The 20,315-nt window shown below is 69.3% G+C and carries 19 protein-coding genes and 3 tRNA genes; 9 read left to right on the forward strand and 13 right to left on the reverse strand.

Annotated features, from left to right (window positions below):
* Positions 1-42 precede the first annotated feature (42 nt).
* The gene (locus CLT75_RS30800) at positions 43-1,338 is read right to left on the reverse strand and encodes a glycosyltransferase 87 family protein (RefSeq protein ID WP_135243598.1); all 1,296 of its coding nucleotides are present in this window, start codon (positions 1,336-1,338) and stop codon (positions 43-45) included.
* A gap of 74 nt (positions 1,339-1,412) precedes the next feature.
* Here CLT75_RS30800 and orn point away from each other — a divergent pair, with 74 nt between their 5' ends.
* Both orn and CLT75_RS30810 read left to right on the forward strand, forming a co-directional pair.
* Positions 1,413-2,003: an oligoribonuclease gene (orn, locus tag CLT75_RS30805; protein ID WP_013474266.1), complete on the forward strand. Its 591-nt coding sequence runs from the start codon at positions 1,413-1,415 to the stop codon at positions 2,001-2,003.
* A 90-nt stretch (positions 2,004-2,093) separates the two neighbouring features.
* Positions 2,094-2,169, forward strand: a tRNA-His gene (locus CLT75_RS30810).
* 48 nt (positions 2,170-2,217) lie between these two features.
* On the opposite strand, the gene CLT75_RS30815 is transcribed toward CLT75_RS30810, so the two are convergent.
* Both CLT75_RS30815 and CLT75_RS30820 read right to left on the reverse strand, forming a co-directional pair.
* Positions 2,218-3,513, reverse strand: coding sequence for an Ig-like domain-containing protein (locus tag CLT75_RS30815; protein WP_135243599.1), 1,296 nt, complete (start codon positions 3,511-3,513; stop codon positions 2,218-2,220).
* A gap of 162 nt (positions 3,514-3,675) precedes the next feature.
* Positions 3,676-4,950: an Ig-like domain-containing protein gene (locus CLT75_RS30820; RefSeq protein WP_135243600.1), complete on the reverse strand. Its 1,275-nt coding sequence runs from the start codon at positions 4,948-4,950 to the stop codon at positions 3,676-3,678.
* Positions 4,951-5,137: 187 nt separating this feature from the next.
* Between CLT75_RS30820 and CLT75_RS30825 the strand changes: the two genes are divergently transcribed.
* The 3 genes from CLT75_RS30825 to CLT75_RS30835 all read left to right on the forward strand — a co-directional run bounded on the left by CLT75_RS30825 (position 5,138) and on the right by CLT75_RS30835 (position 6,825).
* Positions 5,138-5,213: transfer RNA gene (locus tag CLT75_RS30825), tRNA-Lys, on the forward strand.
* A gap of 191 nt (positions 5,214-5,404) precedes the next feature.
* Positions 5,405-5,947: a kinase gene (locus CLT75_RS30830; protein WP_135243601.1), complete on the forward strand. Its 543-nt coding sequence runs from the start codon at positions 5,405-5,407 to the stop codon at positions 5,945-5,947.
* A gap of 44 nt (positions 5,948-5,991) precedes the next feature.
* Positions 5,992-6,825, forward strand: coding sequence for a MerR family transcriptional regulator (locus CLT75_RS30835; RefSeq protein WP_135243602.1), 834 nt, complete (start codon positions 5,992-5,994; stop codon positions 6,823-6,825).
* A 21-nt stretch (positions 6,826-6,846) separates the two neighbouring features.
* Here CLT75_RS30835 and CLT75_RS30840 read toward each other — a convergent pair whose 3' ends face one another.
* From CLT75_RS30840 to CLT75_RS30855, 3 genes are all read right to left on the reverse strand, one after another.
* The gene (locus CLT75_RS30840; protein ID WP_135243603.1) at positions 6,847-7,788 is read right to left on the reverse strand and encodes a helix-turn-helix domain-containing protein; all 942 of its coding nucleotides are present in this window, start codon (positions 7,786-7,788) and stop codon (positions 6,847-6,849) included.
* 16 nt (positions 7,789-7,804) lie between these two features.
* Positions 7,805-8,239: a DUF6010 family protein gene (locus CLT75_RS30845; protein ID WP_486485311.1), complete on the reverse strand. Its 435-nt coding sequence runs from the start codon at positions 8,237-8,239 to the stop codon at positions 7,805-7,807.
* A gap of 181 nt (positions 8,240-8,420) precedes the next feature.
* On the reverse strand, positions 8,421-9,155 hold the full coding sequence (locus CLT75_RS30855) for a methyltransferase domain-containing protein (RefSeq protein WP_135243604.1): 735 nt from the start codon (positions 9,153-9,155) through the stop codon (positions 8,421-8,423).
* A 77-nt stretch (positions 9,156-9,232) separates the two neighbouring features.
* Here CLT75_RS30855 and CLT75_RS30860 point away from each other — a divergent pair, with 77 nt between their 5' ends.
* The 4 genes from CLT75_RS30860 to CLT75_RS30875 all read left to right on the forward strand — a co-directional run bounded on the left by CLT75_RS30860 (position 9,233) and on the right by CLT75_RS30875 (position 13,719).
* A complete protein-coding gene (locus tag CLT75_RS30860; RefSeq protein ID WP_135243605.1) occupies positions 9,233-12,301 on the forward strand; it encodes a VWD domain-containing protein in 3,069 nt (1,022 codons plus the stop codon).
* A 63-nt stretch (positions 12,302-12,364) separates the two neighbouring features.
* Positions 12,365-12,440: transfer RNA gene (locus CLT75_RS30865), tRNA-Lys, on the forward strand.
* 444 nt (positions 12,441-12,884) lie between these two features.
* A complete protein-coding gene (locus CLT75_RS30870; protein ID WP_307856254.1) occupies positions 12,885-13,397 on the forward strand; it encodes a MarR family transcriptional regulator in 513 nt (170 codons plus the stop codon).
* A complete protein-coding gene (locus tag CLT75_RS30875) occupies positions 13,390-13,719 on the forward strand; it encodes a hypothetical protein (RefSeq protein WP_135243606.1) in 330 nt (109 codons plus the stop codon). The genes CLT75_RS30870 and CLT75_RS30875 overlap by 8 nt, the downstream gene beginning before the upstream one ends.
* Positions 13,720-13,857: 138 nt before the next feature.
* Here CLT75_RS30875 and CLT75_RS30880 read toward each other — a convergent pair whose 3' ends face one another.
* The 7 genes from CLT75_RS30880 to CLT75_RS30910 form a co-directional block, all read right to left on the reverse strand.
* A complete protein-coding gene (locus CLT75_RS30880) occupies positions 13,858-15,726 on the reverse strand; it encodes a hypothetical protein (protein ID WP_135243607.1) in 1,869 nt (622 codons plus the stop codon).
* 265 nt (positions 15,727-15,991) lie between these two features.
* On the reverse strand, positions 15,992-16,504 hold the full coding sequence (locus tag CLT75_RS30885; RefSeq protein WP_135243608.1) for a hypothetical protein: 513 nt from the start codon (positions 16,502-16,504) through the stop codon (positions 15,992-15,994).
* A 5-nt stretch (positions 16,505-16,509) separates the two neighbouring features.
* Positions 16,510-17,514: a phosphotransferase enzyme family protein gene (locus tag CLT75_RS30890; RefSeq protein ID WP_135243609.1), complete on the reverse strand. Its 1,005-nt coding sequence runs from the start codon at positions 17,512-17,514 to the stop codon at positions 16,510-16,512.
* Positions 17,507-18,160: a histidine phosphatase family protein gene (locus CLT75_RS30895; RefSeq protein ID WP_135243610.1), complete on the reverse strand. Its 654-nt coding sequence runs from the start codon at positions 18,158-18,160 to the stop codon at positions 17,507-17,509. Before CLT75_RS30895 ends, CLT75_RS30890 begins: the two co-directional genes overlap by 8 nt.
* A gap of 14 nt (positions 18,161-18,174) precedes the next feature.
* A complete protein-coding gene (locus CLT75_RS30900) occupies positions 18,175-18,918 on the reverse strand; it encodes a phosphotransferase (protein ID WP_135243611.1) in 744 nt (247 codons plus the stop codon).
* Positions 18,915-19,730 (reverse strand): class I SAM-dependent methyltransferase, encoded by an 816-nt coding sequence (locus tag CLT75_RS30905; RefSeq protein WP_135243612.1) that lies wholly within the window; start codon positions 19,728-19,730, stop codon positions 18,915-18,917. The genes CLT75_RS30900 and CLT75_RS30905 overlap by 4 nt, the downstream gene beginning before the upstream one ends.
* A 24-nt stretch (positions 19,731-19,754) precedes the next feature.
* Positions 19,755-20,273, reverse strand: coding sequence for a GTPase domain-containing protein (locus CLT75_RS30910; RefSeq protein WP_135243613.1), 519 nt, complete (start codon positions 20,271-20,273; stop codon positions 19,755-19,757).
* Positions 20,274-20,315 lie beyond the last annotated feature (42 nt).

Raw genomic sequence — 20,315 nt, forward strand, 5'->3', positions numbered from 1 at the left:
ATCGGTGCTACCTGGGAGAAAACTGAGGTAGTTGATACCAGATTAGCGCTGATCGCCGTTTGTTGCGAGGTGTGTCCGTTCAGTCCGGGTCATCGGTTTTTCATCCGCATGCCGGCGGATCGGCAGCACCGCGAGCAGGAGCAGGCTGAGCAGCACGTACACGTTGCGGACGACGAAGTCGACCGGGTCATCCGTGTGCACGATGGCGGTACCCCAGTCCTGGAACGTCACCAACCCGTACACGATCGGCAGGCCGACGACGGCGGCCAGCGCGAAGAGGCCGCCGCGACGGCGGGCCCCGGCGGGCGTCGCCGGATCAGCGTCCAGTGCCGCGTCGACGAGCACCACCAGCGCGGGGATGAACCAGTACAGGTGGTGGATCCAGGTGATCGGGCTGACCAGCCCGCCCACCAGCCCGGTCAGGGTGAGACCCACCAGCGCGTCCCCCGCCCGGGCCGCGCGCGCCGCCCGCCACAGGCCGAACGCGGCCACCCCCAGCGCGAGCAGCAGCCACAGCAGCCGGTCCGGCTCGGCCGGCGCGGTCAGGCGGCTGAGCAGTCCGAACAGCGACTGGTTGCCGGTGTAGTCGGGGCGGCCCACGCGGTCGGTCACCCACAGCTCGTGGGTCCAGAAGCGCCACGAGTCGCCCGGCGCGACCGCCGCCGCCAGCAGCGTGGCCACCGCCGCTGTCGCCGCCGCCACGGCCGCCGCCCGCCACTTCCGGGCTACGAGCAGGTAGAGCACGAAGATGCCGGGGAAGAGCTTCAGCGCCGCGGCCAGTCCCACGCCCACGCCGGCCCAGCGCCGCCCCTGCGGTACGGCGAACAGCAGGTCGCCGAGGATCAGCACCACGAGCAGCATGTTGATCTGCCCGAGCGTGATCGTCTCCCGGGTGCTCTCCACGGCGAGCACCAGCAGCACGGCGACGGTGAGGCCGAACCCCCGCGGCAGGTCGTGCCGCCGCAGCACCGGCAGTACCAGCCAGCGCGTGGTCACCACCACCGCGGCCACCGTCAGCACCGCGAAGGCCGCGATGGCCACCCCGAGCCGTAGATACCCGAACGGCGCCAGGAGCAGCGCCGCGAACGGCGGATAGGTGAAGTAGAGCGCACCCTGCACCCGGTCCGGCTGGACGTAGTCGTAGAGCGGGTGCCCGGCCGCCCACCAGTCCATCGCCGACATGTAGATCTTCTGGTCGTAGTAGTCGTGACGCAGGTTGCGCAGGTAGGGCGCCGGCAGGATCGCGATCAGCGCCAGCACCACGACCACCCGGCGGGCCGTACGCCCGCCCGCGTCGTCGCGGGCGACGGCGGGCGGGGCGTCGGGTTCGGCTGGCACGCAGGAAACCCTAGCGGTCCACCTCGGCCGCCGGGCCGAGGCGCGGGCGCGTCGGCGGCGCGTAGTCTGTTCCGGTGGCTGATCTTCTCGTCTGGATCGACTGTGAGATGACCGGGCTCGACCTGCGGCGGGACGCCCTGATCGAGGTCGCGGCGCTCGTCACCGATCCCGACCTCAACGTGCTCGGTGACGGCGTCGACGTGGTGATCCACGCCGACGACGAGGCGCTCGACGGCATGCCGGAGATCGTGCGGACCATGCACGCCAAGTCCGGCCTCACCGAGGAGGTACGCCGCTCCACGGTGACGCTGGCCGAGGCCGAGGACATGGTGCTCGACTACGTGACCAGCTACGTGAAGGACCCGCGTACGGCCCCGCTGTGCGGCAACTCGATCGCCACCGACAGGGGCTTCCTGGCCCGCGACATGACCCGGCTCGACGCGCACCTGCACTACCGGATGATCGACGTGTCCTCGATCAAGGAGCTGTGCCGGCGCTGGTACCCGCGGGTGTACTTCGGGCAGCCGCAGAAGGGCCTGGCCCACCGGGCCCTCGCCGACATCCGGGAGAGCATCCGCGAGCTGGAGTACTACCGGCGGACCGTGTTCGTGCCGCTGCCGGGGCCGGACGTCGAGGCCGCGAAGGCGATCGCCGCCCAGCTCTGACGCCCCCGCCGAACCCGGTGGACGGGGTCGGCGGGAGTGTGGCTATGATTAGTCCGCGCACCGCCCCGGGCGACCGGAGCGGCGAGCATGGTGGCTGTAGCTCAGTTGGCAGAGCACCGGGTTGTGGTCCCGGTTGTCGTGGGTTCAATTCCCATCAGTCACCCCAAATGACGAAGCCCCCTCCTCCGGGAGGGGGCTTCGTCGTATGCGTGGGTCAGGGGGTGGGCTCGACGCTGGGCGTACCGGCGTCCGGCGTGGTGTCGGCCGACGGCGGCTCGTACGGCAGGGCGCTGCCCTTGACGTACTCGTCCCAGCTCATGTTCCAGTCGGTCCAGCCGTTGCCGTTCTGGAGCTTGCGCTCGGTGCCCTTCACGGTGATCGGGTCACCGATGCGGGTGTTGGCGAACAGCCAGTTGCCTTCCTTCATCGAGACGTTGACGCAGCCGTGCGACACGTTCGTGCGGCCCTGCACGCCCTCGGACCACGGCGCGGCGTGGATGAACTCGCCGCCCCAGGTGAGCCGCTGGGCGTAGTCGATCTCGGTGCGGTAGCCCTCCTCCGGGCCCAGCTCCTCCATGGTGTCGAAGACCGTGTGCCGGAGCTTCTCGATCACCACCATGGTGCCGCTGGAGGAGGGGGTGCTCTTCTTGCCCAGGCTCACCGGGATGGTCTTGACCACCTTGCCGTCGCGGGTGACGGTCATCCGCTTGGTGCGGTTGTCGACTGTCATCACGAACGACGGGCCGATCTTGACGTCGACGCTGAGGTCGGCCCGGCCGTACCAGCCGCCGCCCAGCGGCAGCCCGCCCGCCTGCACCTTGTAACTGACCGTGCTGTTGGCCTTCCAGAACGTCTTCGGCCGGTAGCGCACCTCGGTCGGGCTCACCCAGTGCCAGATGCCCTCCTGGGCCGGCTTCGAGGTGACAGTCATCCGGCGCTGGATGTCGTCGCGGTAGTCCTCCGGGATGGCCCGGCCGAACTTCACGATCAGCGGCATGGCCACGCCCACGACCTGGTTGTCGCCGAGGAAGCTGGTGACCCGGATCTGCTTGGCCGGCTTCGCCATCGTGGTGAACGTGCTGGTGGCGGTGGCGGGCTTGCCGTCGTCGCCGGTCGCGGTCACGGTCGCCGTGTACGTCTGCCCGTACTCCAGGGCCGCTGACGGCAGCCAGCTCCCGCCGTCCGCCGCGAGCGTGCCGTCGACGACCTTGCCGGCGGCGTCCTTCAGCTCGACTGTGGTCTCCTGCGCCTCCTTCGTGGTGAAGGTGACGGCGGTGGACGCCGGTACGTCCTTGGCGTCGGCGGCGGGCTCACTGATGGTAGCCGCCGCCTTCGGGGCCTTCTCGCCGCCGTCGCCGCCGCCCTGCCAGCTCGACGGCTTGTCGCCGCCGCCGCTGGTGCAGGCGGTCAGGGCCATCGCGGCGGCGAGCAGCCCGGCTGCCAGCGCACGGCGGCGGCCGACGCGTCGGGCGCTCGCGCCCCGGATCGGTTCGTCCTGGCCAGCTCGCATGACTCCCTCACAAGGTGATGCCGTTCCCCGTCGTCTCAGGTCAGACGCGCCGGAGCGGGTGCGCGTTGCCGGACGTGAAACGGAACACCCCGCGCGGGTGTAACGATTCCCCTGCCGTCCGGCGCTTCGTCGGAGGTGGCGTGTCCGACCACGTTACGCCGGTCAGAACGGCGACGGCTGCCCGCCCTGCGGAACCGGCAGCGCGCTGCCGGCGACGAACTGCGACCAGCTCATGCTCCACGCCGTCCAGCCGTTACCCGGGGCCAGGCGGCGCTCGGTGCCCTTCACCGTGATCGGGTCGCCCACCATCGTCTTGCCGAACAGCCACCGGCCGTTGGCCATCGACACGTTGACGCAGCCGTGCGAGACGTTGCGGCGGCCCTGCACGCCCTCGGACCAGGGCGCGGCGTGGATGTACTCGCCACCCCAGGTGATCCGCTGGGCGAAGTCGATCTCGGTGACGTAGCGGTTGGCCGGGTCCGGCTCGCTGCGGGTGTCGAAGACGGTGGACTCCTTCTTCTCCATCACCACCATCGTGCCGCTGGAGGAGGGGGTGCTCTTCTTGCCCAGGCTGACCGGCAGCGTACGGATCACGGTGCCGTTCTCGGAGACCGTCATCTGCTTGGTCGCGTTGTCCACTGTCATCTCGAACGCGCGGCCGATCTTGGCGGTGGCGCTGCGGTCGATGTTGCCGTACCGGCCGTTGCTCAGCGGGATCCCGGCCAGCGCCAGCCGGACCGTGATCGTGGTGCCGGTCTTCCAGTACTCCGGGGCGCGGTAGTAGGCCTGCGTGCCGTTGTCGACCCAGTGCCAGGCGCCGGGCTGCGGCGGGTCGGTCTGCACGAACATCCGCTTCTGCACCGCGGCGCGGTCCTTCTTCGGGATACCAGGGGAGAACTCGGCGACCACCGGCATGGCCACCCCGTACGTCTTGCCGCTGAACATGTAGAGGCCGGAGCCGATCATCGACTTGGGCTTGGCCATCGTGGTGAACGTGCTGGTGCCCTGGTAGGTCTGGCCGTCCTTGCCGGCGCCGGTGACCGTGGCGGTGTACTTGGTGCCGTACTTCAGCGCGGCGGACGGCACCCAGCTGGAGCCGTCGCGCCGCATCCGCCCGGCGACGCTCGTTCCGTCGGCGGCGGCGAGCACCACCTTCGACACGGTGCCGCCACCGGGGATGCGGGCGCTGATCTCGGTGCTGACCGGCCGGGCGTTCGCGCCGTCGGCGGGGCTCACTGTCAGCGGTGGCGCGGCGGCGTTGTCGCTGGGTGCGACGCTCGGGTCGGGCGCGGCGGACGAGACGCCGCCCACCTGCTGCTGGCCGGGCACGAACTCCGGCTTCTTCCCCTCGTCGCCGCCGCCGCACCCGGTCAGCGCCAGCGACGCCGTCAGGACCAGGACGCCCACCGTCGCCCCGGCTCGCGCGAACCTGCCCATGCCCACCCCTGTCATCGCGTGCCTGGCGGACATCGTGCCGTATCGACGCTCACACGCCCGCCCCCGCGCCGGATCGGATGACCGTTTTGGCCGCTTTCGCCGGTTAAGCTCGTCCGAAGGGTGGACCCCGGTATCGGATTGGAACCCGCCTCGGCGGGCGTGCTAATCTTCTTCCCGTTGTCAGCGAGCGCCGCTAGCTCAACTGGCAGAGCAGCGGACTCTTAATCCGCGGGTTCGGGGTTCGAGTCCCTGGCGGCGCACCAACGATCAAGGCCTTGACCTGGCGCTTCACGCCGGTCGGGGCCTTTTTCGCGTACGCCGCCGGCGGTGCCCGTCAGTGGGTGGAACGCCACGGGTGTCAAACCGGCCGGAAGGCACCCATGACGTTCCACCGAGCGCGGTCCGCCTGGGCGGCCCGCGTACCGCCTGCGGTACCTGACGCCAGGGAGGGATCGTGTCCGCTGAGGCCACCGGCAGCCCGGGCACGATCCTCGTCTGCGTCAGGGGCAATTCCGGCTCGGGTAAGAGCAGCATCGCCCGCGAACTGCGACGCCGGCACGGCCGGGGGTGCGCCCTCGTCGAACAGGACTACCTGCGCCGCATCGTCCTGCTCGAACGGGACAAGCCCGGCGGCGTCGCTCCCGCGTTGATCGAGCAGACCGCCCGGTTCGCCCTCGACCACGGCTACCACGTGGTCCTGGAAGGCATCCTCCACACCGGCCGCTACCGCGACGTGCTGACCTCGCTGCGCGACGGCCACCGGGGGCGGTCACTGTTCTGCTACCTCGACGTGTCGCTGGCCGAGACGCTGCGCCGGCATCTGACCCGCCCGCAGGCCGGTGACTTCACCGCCGAGCAGATGAGCGGCTGGTACGCCGCGCACGACGTCCTGGGCTGGCCCGGCGAACTCGTCCTCCCGGAGACCACCGGCCTGGACGAGGCGGTCGAGGCGATCGCGGCCGCCTCCGGGCTGCCCCAGCACGGGCGCGGGGGTTAGGCGGTGCTTGCCCTTCCGGTTACCGCAAGGGGCAGTCTGGGGTCATGTTGTCGATCAGCGAGTTCAGCCAGATGTGCCACCTGTCGTCGCAGGCGCTGCGCTTCTACCACGCCGAAGGGCTGCTCGTGCCCGCCGAGGTCGACGACCGGACCGGCCACCGCTCGTACGCCTTCGACCAGGTGGAACGGGCCATGCTGATCACCCTGCTACGGGACACCGGGATGAGCGTCAAGCTCGTCCGGCGCGCCCTCGACGAACCGGACCAGGCGGTCGCCCTGCTCGACCGGCACAGCGACGAGGTCAGCCGGCAACGACAGGCTCAGGCCGAGGCCATCGCGGCGGCCCGCGCCGTCTTCGAGGCGCAGCCCGAACCGCGGTTGCGGCACGTGCCGGCCACGACCGTGGTGGCGCGGCTCGTGCCCGGCACACCGCTGGGCCGGGACGCGCAGGAGTGGGACCGGGCCGAGGAGATCATCACGGCGGCGGCGGCCGACCTGGTCACCACCGTGCGGCAGGCCGGCGTCACCTGCCTTGGTGAGCCGTGGCGGACGCTGGCGCTGGAGACGCCGGAACAGGACCGGCGGGTACTCGACGGCACCGGGCCGTTCTGGACGGTCAAGGTCGCGGTGGAGGGCACCCCGGAGACGCTGCCGTCCCTGCCCGCCGACTTGATCGTGCAGACGCCCGACGCCCACGACGAGCTGTCCATCTTCATGCCGGGCCGCAACACGATGGCCAAGTACTGCACAGTGGTCCTGCGCCTGCTCGACGCCGTCCCGCCCGACGGCGACCGGTTCGTCAACCTGGCGCGCCTGCGTCAGGAGGTCCGGCCCGACGGCGTGCTCAGCAGCGCGCCCGTCGAACGACGACCGGCCTGACCCGCCGGGCCGGTCCGTCGGTCAGACGCCCCGGAAACTACGGCGGTACGCCTGCGGACTCGTGCCGGTGATCCGCTTGAAGCGGTCCCGGAAGGCGGTGGTGGAGCCGAAGCCGACCTGGCTCGCCACCCGGTCGACGGGATGGGTGGTGGTCTCCAGCAGGTGCTGGGCCTGGTGTACGCGCATCCGGTGCAGCCACCGCAGCGGGGTGGTGCCGGTCTGGTCCCGGAACCGGCGGTTCAGCGTGCGAGTGCTCAGCCCCGCGTGCCGGGCGATGTCGGCGAGGGTCAGCTCACGCCGGACGCTGTCGCGCATCCAGGCCAGCAGCGGTTCCAGCGTCGCACCATCGGGAGTGGGCGGCTCGTGGGTGATGAACTGCGCCTGTCCGCCCGCGCGTTCCAGCGGCATGACCGACAGCCGCGCCGCGTCGGCGGCGACGGCGGCGCCGTGGTCGCGCCGGACCAGGTGCAGGCACAGGTCGAGCCCGGCGGCGGCGCCGGCGGAGGTCAGGAGCCGGCCGTTGTCCACGTACAGGACGTTGGGGTCGACCCGGATCCGCGGATACCGGGCGGCGAGCCGGTCGGTGGCGACCCAGTGCGTCGTGGCGCGATGCCCGTCGAGCAGGCCGGTGGCCGCGAGGGTGAACGCGCCACCGCAGATCGAGGCGATCCGGGCCCCGTTGGCCGCCGCGGTCCGCAGCGCGTCGAGGACCGCTGCGGGCTCCGCGGCGGCGGGGTCGGAGACACCGGGTACGACGACGGTGTCCGCGTCGGCGAGGACGTCCAGGCCGTACGGCACGGCGATGTCGAACGCGCCGGTGGTGACAGTCGGCGTCGCGGCGCAGACGACGACGCGGTAGCCGGGGCGGCCGTCGGGCAGGCGGGTGCGGCCGAAGACCTCCATCGGGGTGGTCAGGTCGAACGGCACGACGCTGTCCAGGGCGAGCACGGCCACTGTGTGCATGGCGGAATTCAACCAGTCAGGACCGGGCGGCGACCGGAGTGCGCGCGTCGGCCGCCCGCCGCGTGAGCCGGTGGTACAGCTCCCTGACGGACAGGCCGCCGGCGAAGCACCAGAGCGCGATGACTGGATCGCAGAGGGCGCAGCCGAAGGACGAGTCGTGCAGCGACGGGATGATCGGGGTGCCGCGGCGGTGGTGCAGCACGTCCCAGGCCGTGTGCAGCAGCCACCCGACACCGATGAAGGTGTACGAGGTGAGCCCGGCGTAGCCCACCGCGACGAGCAGGGCGCAGAAGGCCAGTTCCCACAGCCCGAATCCGCCACCGCTGAGGTAGGCGGCACCGGCGCCGGTGACGACCAGCGCGTTCAGCCGCCGCCGGTGCGGCTCGGGCACGAGCGAGGTGAGCCCGACGTAGACCAGGCCGATCACGACCGGCATGACATAGCGAAGCACGAGCCAGCCCTCGTTCCGTTCGCGGAAAGCGTCTCGTGGAGGAGCCTAGGAACGCCTGCCACCGGCGACGAGAGGCGAAAATGCCAGGCTCCGCCGGATTCTCGCCACGCCGGCGGGCGCGGGGACGAGGTCGTCGCACGGATACCGGCGACGTGCCTCGTCGTCGGACACGCCCCACCGGTCACCGAGCATCGGCCCGGCCCAGCACCAGCGTGGTCCGTAGGTCGAGCACGACGGTGCCGCCGAAGTCGTCGACCAGCCGGTCGAGGGCGGCGATCCCGCGTCGCTGCTGCTCCGGTGTGCGGGACAGGTACGGCCCGAACGTGCGCATCAGCGCCAGATACCGTTCCTTGTCCAGCGGCAGTTCCCGCCGGAACACCTCGCGGCGTACGTCGTCGAACTGCCCGCTGTCGAGGACGTCCCGGTGGAACCAGTCGACGGGCCGCTCCCGGACGGTGGGGTCGACGGATCGCAGCGCGGCCCGGACGGCGGCCTGCTGACCGGCGTCGGCGTAGTCGTAGCGGTGCCCGAAGACGGCGAGCGTGCCGCCGGGTGCCAGGGCGCGCCGGGCCAGGGCGTTGCGGGTGGCGGCGTCCAGCCAGTGCCAGGCCATCGCGCAGGCGAGCACGTCCACCCCGCCGGCGGGTGGCGACCATCGCTCGAACGTCGTCGCCTCGACGCGGGCGTCCGGGAACCGCTCGGCCAGCCGGGCCGCCATCAGTGCGTCCGGTTCCACGCAGGTCAGTGGCGCGCCGAGGCGGACCAGCACCTCGGTGCCCTTGCCGGTGCCCGCGCCGACCTCGACCACCGACGCCGGTGGGCCGCCGAGGTAGGCGAGGATCGCCCCGGCGATCTCCGGCGGATATCCCGGCCGGGCGCGCTCGTACAGGTCGGCGACCGTGCCGAAGACATTCATCACCAGCAGGATACGGCTCCGACCGGTCCCCGACAGACCGCGCGGAAACCGGCCCACCCGCTTCTACAGTCCGCACCATGAGGTGGACCCTGCGGCTGGCTGCGGCGCTCGGCGTACTCGTGACCGCTCTGGCGACCGGGGCGGCGAGCGGCGCCGCGGCGCCCGCCGACGGCGGCCTCGGCCTGGCCCTGCGGCCCGGCCAGGCCGACTACCGGGCCGGGGACCAGGTCCGCCTCGACCTCACCGTCACGAACACGACCGGCTCGGCGTGCGCGCTCGCCACCGGGCCCGTCGGCACCGTGCAGATAACGGGGGTACGCCGGGACGGGCGCGACGTCGAGCCGACGCTCGCCCGCAGCTTCTTCGAGGACGGGATCGGCGCCGCCGCCACCGCCGGGTTCACCACTGTGGAGCCGGGAGCGACCGCCGCCGTGGCGTCGACCGGGGTACGGCTGCGCGACGGCGAGGTCGTGCTCCGCTCGGTGGCCGCCACCCCGGACGGCGGTGGGCTGGACACGCTCTGGCCGGTCGGCGCACCCGGCCGGTACGAGGTCACCGCCGGCTACGTGACGCTGCCGGTCACAGGCGCGACGAACCCGTGCGCGGGCGCGACAGCGCTGCGGACCGCCACGTTCACCGTGTCCGACGACAGCGGTCCCGGCCGGCGCTGGCCCTGGCTCGTCGGCGGGGGAGCACTGGCGCTGCTCGTCGTCGCGCTGGTCGTGCTGCTGCTGGTACGCCGACGACGCCGGCCGACAGCCGCCGCCGTGGCCCTGGTGCTGCTGGTGGCCGTCGGCGTGTACGTCGGCGGTGGTGCCCGGCCGGCGCGGGCCGACTACGGCGTCGACCCGACCGCCGGGGTGCCGGTCAGCGGCGTCGACTTCCAGGCGGCTGTCGACGGCTGCCTGGCCGGGTTCGCGCTACCCGGCGGCGACCCGTCCGGCCTGCTGCCCCGGCTGCGCGACAAGAAGAGTCCCCGGGTGCGGATCATCCCGACCACGGGTGGCTCCGGCGCGTTCGAGACGCCGGACAGTGCCGACGGCAAGGGCTCCTCGACCGTCACGTGGAACCCGACCTCCACCGACCCGTACGGCGACGGGGTGGCCCGTGACCCCTGCGCCGCGCTGTACCACGAGCTGAACCACGCCGACGACATCTCCCGGAACGCGGTGCCGCAGGGCGAGTGCGGCGGCACCGGCATCCGTACCGCCGAGGTGAAGGCGACGCTCGCGGAGAACCGCTACCGGGCGGCGAAAGGGCTGCCGCCGCGCACCGAGTACGACGGGAAGACGCTGCCGAAGAACCTCGACGAGTGCAAGAAACCGGCCAAGAAGACACCGCCGCCGAAGGGCCCGGTGAAGCTCTGCGAGGACGGCGCTGACTGCGGCGGCAGCAACGGCGACCCGCACCTGGTCACGTTCGACCGGGTCGCCTACGACTTCCAGGCCGTCGGCGAGTTCACGCTGGTCGCGTCCACCGGCGGCGACCCGCTGGAGGTGCAGGTCCGGCAGGCCCCGATGGCCGGCACGCGTACCGCCTCGGTCAACTCGGCTGTCGCGTTCCGGATCGGCGCGCACCGCGTCGCGCTCACCCTCACCGACGGCGGCACCCGCGTGCACGTCGACGGCGCGTCACCGGCCGCGCCGCCGGACCGCACCGACCTGGCCGGCGGCGGCACCCTCACCCGCCGCCCGTCGGACACCGGCCCCACCGACGGGTACGACGTGACGTGGCCGGACGGGTCCGCGGCGGCGGTGGACCAGATCGGCCGCTACGGCTACCGCGTGCTGGTCCGGCTCGCCGAGACCCGGGCCGGGAAGGTACGCGGACTGCTCGGCGACTTCGACGGCGACCCGGCCGACGACATCGCGCCCGCCTCCGGGGCGGCGCTGGCCCAGCCGGTGCCGTTCGCGAAGCTCTATCCCGCGTACGCGGACAGCTGGCGGATCACCCCGGACCGGTCGCTGCTGCACTACGACGACGGGCAGGACACCGGCACCTTCACCGACCGCGCGTTCCCGGAACGGGAGGTCACCGTCGGCGACCTCGACCCGGCCCGGCGCGCGGCGGCCGAACAGGTCTGCCGCTGGGCCGGCGTCACAGCGCCCGCCCAGCTCGCCGAATGCGTCTTCGACGTCGCGGTGAGCGGCCGGTCCGAGTTCGCCGTGGCCGGCGCGAGCACCGAACGGGTCGCGTCGCCGGCGGCCACCCCGATCGCCGCCGTACCCGTCGCCACCGCCACGCTCACCCCCGGCGGGGAGCCGCTGACGTTCGCGGCCCGCGCCGGGGACGCCGTCTTCGTCGACGCCACCGCGCCGGGCATCGGGGACCGCTGCTCGCCGTACGTGCTCACCGAGCCGGGCGGACGGGAGATCGCCAGCGGCTGCAACATCAAGGGTGCCGGGTACGTCGACCGCGTCGACCTCACCGCCACCGGCGCGTACGCGCTGCGGGTCGTCGCCGCGCCAGGTGACACCGGCCGCGCCGCCGTGCGGGTGTACACGGCCCGGGACAGCGACGGCACGCTGCAACCGAACGGCTCGGCGGTCACCGCGACAGTCGCACAACCCGGCGCGCGGGCGCGTTACCGGTTCACCGGGCGCGCGGGGGAGCGCGTCTACGTGGAGGTGCCCGCGAGCAGCCTCACCGACCAGTGCTCCCCGCTGGAACTGCGGGACGCCGAGGGACGGCTGCTGCGCAGCGGCTGCGTGATCAACGGCGCCGGTGAGATCGACGGCACGCTGCTGCCCGCCGACGGGACGTACACAGTGGTGGTCGACCCGACCGAACGCGGCACCGGTACGACCACGCTGCGGCTGGTCACCAGCCGGGACCGGGAGGCGACGATCACCGTCGGCGGACCGCCTGTCGTCGCCGTCGTGGACCGGTCCGGCGCGCTCACCGGCTACCGGTTCACCGCAACGGCCGGCACGTCCGTGACGGTGAGCGCGACCGCCTCCGACCTGCCGGACCAGTGCGGCGTGCTGGCGCTGCGCGCGCCCGACGGCAGCACCGTCGGCACGGGCTGCGTGATCAACGGGGCGGGTGAACTCGGGCCGGCGGTGCTGCCGACGTCCGGGGCGTACACCCTGGTGGTGGACCCGTCCGGGGCCGCGACCGGGCAGGTCACGCTGGCGTTGCGGTGAGGCCGACCCTGCTTTTCCGGGGTGGCCGGCGGGCGTGCTAACGTCTCGTCCCGTTGTCAGCGAGCGCCGCTAGCTCAACTGGCAGAGCAGCGGACTCTTAATCCGCGGGTTCGGGGTTCGAGTCCCTGGCGGCGCACCAACGATCAAGGCCTTGACCTGGTGGTTAACACCGGGTCAAGGCCTTGATCGTGTCTGCTGGCCGGTGGTGGTGGCTCGCTGGGTGCTCGGGAGCCGATGGACCGGGTTGGTGCCGGTGGGACGCGGCGGGGTGTTCCGGGACGCCGTCGGTGGCTGCCGGCGGCGGGATGCGGCGGCCCAATGATTGCGGCTTCGGCGGTTCCGGATCCGGGTCGGTGTGCGCGAGTGCGCTCGGAGCCTGGGTGAGGCGATCTTGGCGGAAAGCGATATGCCGTTTCTGCGCTTCCGCCGTCGTCTCTTCGGCTGATTCGGTGAACAGTAATCATGGAAAACGTCTCACAAACCCCGTTTTGAGGGTGCGGGAGTTCCAGCGGGGTGGTGCGGGAGTTCCAGCGGGGTGTCGCGGGGGACGGCCGGGCGTCGATGGGTGGGGGATCATCGATGGGTGGCCGGTGGTCGTGAGCTGACGCCTCGGCGGTGGCGGATCCTGTCGTTCCTGGCGTTGCACGGCATGGCGACCACGAGCGACGTCGCCGTGGTGACGGGGGTGCCCCGGTTGACGGCGCACCGGGACCTCACCTGGCTGCACGCGGCGGGTCTGGTGGGCCGGGAGCAGTCGGCGGAGGACCGGTCGCACGCCTGGTGGTATTGGACCATGGATGAGGGCGCCGAACTGCTGAACCGTGATCTCGTCGCGTCGGGGCGGCGGGTGCCGCTGCGTCTGGGTCAGCGGCAGTGGGGTGCGGCGCACTATCTGCTGTTCCTGCCGCTACTGGCGGCCTCTCGGCAGGATCCGGGCCGGTGTGGGCTGTTCCAGTGGTTGACGACGGTGGACACGTCGGTGTGGCTGCGCGAGCGGGGCCTGGCGCATCTGCGCGCCGACGGGTACGGGGTGTGGCTGGAAGACGGCCGGTGTGTGCGGTTCCTGGTGCACGTGGATCCGGGCCCCGGTGGGTGAGGTGATCGCCGAACGCGAACGGTTGACCGCTGGGCTCGGTGCTGTTCTGGCCGGCTATCGGCGCACCGACGCCGCTGTGCCGGTCGGCGCGGTACTGGTCATCGCCCATGACGCCGCCCGGGAGGCCAACCTGCTCGCTGACCTGGCGAGCTGGCCGCTGCGGGTGCCGGTGGCGGTCACCACCGTAGAACTGCTCCACCAACACTGGCCGCACGCTCAGGTGTGGATGCTCCCGGTGGCCTCCGCACGTCATCGGTTGATCGACATTCCCCTTCAGTCGAGCTACACCCGACGAGTCGAAGGTAGGCAGACCGGCAAGTGAATGCCGTGCGGACCACCATCGGCCCGTCCTACACACTAATGAGCAAGTCGACGTAGGGAGTATTCGCTTTTGCCGAGTTGAGTGCACTTATGGGTACACATCACTTCCGGTCTGTAAAGGCTGTAGTGGCATACTAATTCAGCGTAGGTCGCCGGATTCGATCGCCTTCTTGACGTACGAGAAGAATCTATTAAAGCCGGCCGCGACACGCGCGCAACGCTTAAGATCGTAGGGTGGCTGACTTAAGATGAAGTTCTTTATGGAGTCTGACCAGAACGCCGATGTCGCTTTTGCTCTTAGTAGATCAGGAAGCGTGGAGCCCCGATGCTCCGCCATAGCCTCAATTACGTCTAAATCGCCGAGCGTCATCAGTTCTACGAGTGCGATACCCGGTTCTTGCAGAATACCCCGCCTGCGAAGCTCATCCCGGACAATCCCCATCACTATGAAATTAATAGGAAAGCCCTCGGCCAGAACAATGACGGGAAAGAATTCTTTGACTCTCATGCCCGGCCGGCCCGTCAATCTGGCAGGATGAGATCGCAGATGATTAATCGTTTCGGAGACTTGACCTGCTTCCGCGATTATCATCTCAACATCGCGCTCAAGGCCGGTGATAGAAGAGGCATTCACGGTATGCCTTTGAGGTGGCGTGGTAGTGACCTCCACGACAACCCAGGCGTCGCCATAATCGACGGCGACGTCGGCAACAGAGCTGCCCCTATAAGCCTTCTTTAAATGCTTGTCTAGATAAACGCGCTGAGCCTGGAAGCGGCCCGTGATCGACTGGAATACTTCACCGACGTGTCGTTCCGAATATTCGTTGTAAGCCTGGCGAATGGCCGGAGTCGTCTTTCTCCCCGCTAGCCCGAGTCCGTGCTCGATGTCATACCACAAGGGAAAATCGATGCACCTATCAAGGACAAGGTCGGGGTCCAAGGCAAGCACCTCGTCGCCAAATCGAATGAGTGGGAATCGTGCGATCGTTGTAAAATACCAGCTGAGGTTTCGATCGCCCCATTCCGCCGCCATGGTTCGCCTGTACTCTTCTACGTTAAGAGATATGTATTGCAGGATTTTCTGGACGGTTTCCGGCTGCCAACCAGATCGGCCGAAGTACTCATCTGGGCGAGTCCAGCAACCCTTTCCATTTGTAGCTCTCATCCACAAGAGAACACAAAAGGCTGCCAGTTCGTTGATCGTAAATCCACAAGCGGCAGCGAACGACTCCTCCATTGTCTCCTGATGGGGAGTTGCGCGACGTTCGGCCGGAATCTCGACCCACCGGCGAAGAAAGCTTGTGGCCCGCGAGTCAACGCGATCGCTTGCGTGGAAATTTGTGTTGGCCGCCATTTCGAGGCCGAGTTCATTCAGCAGGGGAGGGTCTGAAGTTTCCGGAATGTCAGAGTCAATATTGTCTGCCAGGATTAGCAGCAATGCGGGCAGGGGAATCGCTAGCCTGTCCTCCTCGGCCACCTCGTCAGGACTAACGCGAAGGATTAGCTTCGCCAAGACCATTAGCAGTTGTGGCGCGTGAAGTACGGACCCTTCTGCCAGTGCTGTCGCCACACGATCCCGCACTGGCGGTCTAAAGAATTGCAGCGATTCTCGATCCAGATTTCGAGCAGATTCGCCTCTGTCGAGCCGGCGGATTGTCGCCATGCAGAGCGCAACCACGCCGAGGGCCTCTCGGATTGGAACCCGTTGCAAAAAATAAATTAGATATATGCCGTCTATCTTTTGCTGATCCGCAACATCACTGAAGGTAATGTAGGTCTTCGCATTATCGAGCGGATTTGGATCGGTTTGCTCTGATAGCGGGGCCCACAAACCCAGCGCCGTACGCGTGTAAGTTCTCGGAGGTGGCACTGAGCCGCCGAATTGGGATCGGCGACTTCCAGGGGGTGCGGTAAGGTAGCCGCCCAAGCTAGATGGAACGTGCCCCAGGAAAAGACCATTCAGGCGTTCAAGTGATTCCGGAAAATCACCGGTTTCGGGTCCCAGCACTTGTAGCATCCCTCACAGGTCACTCGTCCAGAGCTGACAGAAGGTAAGAATAAGGCTTCCAACCCGTGCATGGCGTCCAGGCCACCTGGGCCTGCCTTCCTACGAGGAGTATCTTCATACAACTCCATCGGGCTTGCTCCTCTGACGCTGAGCGTGTGTCAGTGCGGCCGAGGCTCTGTCACCGTTCGTGACCGTGCGGGCTGTGTGCGGGCTGCCGCAGGGTCATGTCCCGTGCTGCTGTCGTGCCGAGACGGGTGGGCTGCGGCTAATCGGCGCGCCCGATCGTGAGGTTGCTGTCGGCCGGCTTCGTGTGCCACAGGGCCCGAAGCGGCGGATGCTGCTCCAAGTCGGATCGCATCTTGGCCAGTGCCGCGTGCCGGTGGGGACCGGCTGGAGCGAAGTTGAAGCCGGTGTCCTGCTCAGCCAGGGCGGCGATGCCCGTCAACTCAGGCCCAGCGTCGAAGCGCATGTCGAGGCTGACCTGCCAGTACTCGGGATCCGTGCAGGAGCCGACTCGGTCATCAATGCCGGCGATGGCTAACTGCCGTGTGAACGTCAGCGACGGGCGGTAGTCGTCCCAGGAATAGCAGCCCCACTGAACGATGAAGCCGTCGGCGTCGGAGTCCCTACGCGGATCGACTCCATCGATCTCCACCTGCAAGAATTCACCGAAAGCTCGCCAGGCTGCCTCGACGTTGATGACATCGGCGGCGTCAATGCCATGGCCTGCCAGGTGCTGAGTGAACACTTCGGCGCTTGACCACCACGGAGCCGGCATGACGGTCATTGTCCAGGGTCGTACTTGTGGAAGTTGATGCAGTCGCCAGTTCCTGGTAGCGGAGGGCCAGACCTACCGGGTCCCACGGCCGGTCCATGCTCGTGGCGCCGATGCGGACCGTTTCGCCGTAGCGCACGGAGGGGTTGGGTGCGCCCTTCACGATGATCGGAAGTCGGTGTGTCGTTGGCTGGCTCGGACGAGCTTAAGGTATCGGCTGCGTGTTGGGGCACTGCCTGTCGCGCCAAGCTCGTGAGGAAGTCAAAGTGGGCACAGTGCTCCAGTACCGCGTCGTCAACTGCACCGAGCCGGCCGTACGTGTGGAGAAAGCTCGCGCGTAGGTCGGGGCGGTGGGGCCAGACACGAGTGGCGAGTCGTACGAGGTCCCGTGCAGGTAGGTCGTAGCGGCTGTGCTCGAAGTCGATCAGCCTGACCGTGCCGTCGTCGCCGTAGATCATGTTGCGGGGCATGAAGTCGAGGTGGCACGGAAGGGCAGGCAGCGGCGCCAGGTCTCGGAGGGCCCGCATGTGCGCGCGTACCTCGGCCATGCGAGCGACGGTGATGCGGTCTCCGGCCTGGTGGATCCAGTACTCGGCGCGTTCTGCCAGCCAGGCCGTCCAGTCTGGTTCGAGGCGGGGTGGTCCAGCGGCATGCAGTGTCTTGAGCAGCTGTCCTGCCTGCCGGTAGGCGTTCTGCTCGGCCCCGGGGCCGAGCTGCCGCTCGGCGAGCGGGACTCCCGCTACGGCGGTGATGACGATGGCCGGCGGGTCGTCGGTTGTCGCGAGCAGTTGGGGTGCCCTGTCTCCGAGGGCAGGAACCCAGGTTCGGTAGGCGTGTACTTCTTGGTGATGCCGTTCCAGGCTGCGATGGGTCTTGACAATGACGTCTCCATGGGCGGACGTCGAGGCGCGGAGGACGCGAGTGCCTGCGTGCCCCGGGTGCGAGGTCACGGGCTTGGCATCGTCGTCGAGGAGCCGTTGGCAGAGCGCGAGGTGAACGTTGACGTCAGCCATGGCGGAGTTGGAGGTGTCGGGTGTCGTTGTGGCTGGCGAGCTGCCAGATGGTGCGGCCGAAGCGGTTGGTCGGTCGCTGCCACCGGGCGATGGAGGCGTGGTGGGTGACGAAGCCGAGTCGCAGGCAGGCGTTCCGGGGTAGGCCGAGGAGCAGGTTGTGGGCCGCTTCGACGGTTTCGCCGTGGGCGGCGATGAGGATTCGTTCACCGTCGTGGCGGGCGAGGATCTTCTGAAGTGCGGCGGTCGCCCGGTTGAGGTACCCGTTCCACGTCTCGGAGCCGGAAGCGTACTGGCGGTCCGGGCTGTGCTGAGGCGGCCCCTGGAAGGTGGTCTTGACCTCGACCCAGGGTTGGCCGTCGGCGTCGCCGTGGTCAGGGCCGCGGAGGTCCGGGTCGATGGTGGGGGGCAAGTGCAGAGCTTGCGCGATGATCCCGGCGGTCTGGGTGACGCGGAGTCTGGGTGTGGCGTAGAAGGCGGCATAGGGCCGTTTGGCGTGTTCGGCTGCCAGGCGGGCGGCGAGTTGCTGCGCCTGGTTCCGGCCGAGGTCGGTGAGGCCGGTGCAGCCCTGTTCGCCGCCGACGATTCCGGCGACGTTGCAGGCAGCTTCGCCGTGGCGGGCGATGACGAGTTCGGTTGTCTGGGTCATACGTGTGTTCCTTCTCAGGGCAGCTCGGTAAGGAACGGGTCGGGCCAGGGACGGACGGCAGGCCACGGGTGCCGATAGCCGTTGCGGCCGAGATATCGCAGAGTCAGCAGGTGGTGCAGCTCGGCGTACCGTTTCAGGTCGGCCAGGCTGCAGATCTGCGGCGCGACAGCGACGCGGTAGGCGCGCAGACAGCGAGTGATCGATCGGTCGGCGAGGCGGCCGTAGGTCATCGACGCGGTGACCAGGAGACCGGCCAGGTCGTAGCCGAAGGGAGCGAGCGTGAGGTCGTCGAAGTCGACGACGGCGACCTCATTGCCGTTCGCGAGGTAGTTCCGAACGTTCGGGTCCTTGTAGAACGTCACGGACTCCCCGGCTCTGTCGAGTAGGGCGTCGATGACCGATCCGTGGATGCCCGCCTCGGCGGCGGCGTGGTGTAGCGGCGCCCGACGTGGACTGGCGAAGTCGGGGATCACGAGGCCGGTCGAGGTGGTGTGAGGTCGGTCGAGGCGCGTGACCCGAAGCTCCTGCCGGTGTGCGGCAGCGTGGAGACGGCCCAGGGCTGCCGCGGCCTGCGGAAGATCTTCGACCCCAGGTGCACGCCCGGGCAGCCGTTCGAACACAAGATGCTGGGCACCCCACGCGATGAGAGCAGGCAGGCGTACGCCGGAGTCCAGGCTGGCGAGCCAGCCGTGGTGGGCGGCAGCGGTGGCGCAGCGTTCCGGGTCGTCGTACCGCTTGACGAAGAGATCGCCGCTCATGGCCGCACCGCCACGGCGTAGCTGACCGTGGATCGGGTCGTGTAGGGCGGTGGGGCCAGCCGCTGCTGGAGGGTCGCCGTCACAGCGGCGATCCCGCCGGTGAGGGTAATCCGGTACTTGGGTGTGGTGGTGAGGTAGCGGGCGAGGTGCGTGGCATCGGCGAAGCGGAAGACGTGTTCCTCGTGCTGGATGTCTAGGACCGTCAGATGGCTGGCGGTGACGGTGCGCAGATTGTCGCTGTGGAAGCTCTCGTAGAGGCTCGGTCGGCTGGTGGCGTGCGGGTCGAGGCCGGCGGCGTGGACCAGATGGTCGAGTTCGGCGTAGCTGTCCAGCGACTTGGTGACCAGGACAGCGGTACCGCCGGGGCGTAGGCAGCGGGCGATCTCGGCGATGGCCTTGTCCGGTGTCGGCGAGTGGTAAAGGCAGAAGGCGGCAACCGCAGCGTCGGCAGCGCTGTCGGGCAGCGGCAGGTGGTGGAAGTCGGCCTGGACTACCGAGCCCAGCGCTCCGGCGTCCGCGAGGCGGCCACGGGTGGTGTGGAGAAGCGCCGCGGAGGCGTCCACGGCAGCGAGGCGCTTGGGCCGGAGCCGGTCGGCCAGGCGCAGGGTTGTGGTGCCGCGCCCGCAACCGATGTCGAGCACGTCCGCCGCCGTCGGGACACGAGCGGCAAGCAGGTCGGCGATCGTATCGGCGACGTCGCTTCCGCTGATCTTGGCGCGATGCAGCGCGTGAGTGCGGTCGGCGAGCCGACCGTCGCCCCGGTAGAGGCGGCCGCGGACCAGCGCGGGGTCAAGGAACGGGTTGGCCGACATGCGTCGCCTCCCGTTCCGCTGCGGTCAGGTCACCGGCGGGTGCTCGTCGCGGATTCGTTTGACCAGTTGGGCGGCCTGACGGCGGCTGGTGAGGGTGATCAAGCGGACGTGTGGTCCGTGTTCTTGGATGAGGTTTTGAACTCTCGGGCGCATGGTGCGCCGGTAGCCGAGGATGTAGCGGACGAAGTTCCAGGTGATGCGGTCGTAGACGCCGTCCTGGTGTTGCCCGCCCCGGTAGCGCCAGCGGCGCTGAGCGATACCCCACAGGCAGGTCGTGGCCGGCAGGTCGAGGAAGATCACGGTGTCGGCAGCAGCGAGCCGGATCGGCAGGGTGCCCGCGTAGTTGCCCTCGATGAGCCATCGTTCGCCAGCGACGAGCTTTTCCTGCTGGGCGGCGAACTCGTCCTGCGGTAAGGGGTTCCAGTGCTCGTCGTAATAGGTCGCGTCCAGGTGTGTCAGCGGCACGTCGAGGATCCTGGCCAGCTCGCGTGCGACGGTGGACTTGCCGCTGCCGCCGCAGCCGATGATGGCGATCCTGTCCATGGTTCTCCAGGGTAGAGGGGTGGTTGGCTGGTTCGGTGGCGA

This window comes from Micromonospora sp. CNZ285, assembly GCF_004637285.1.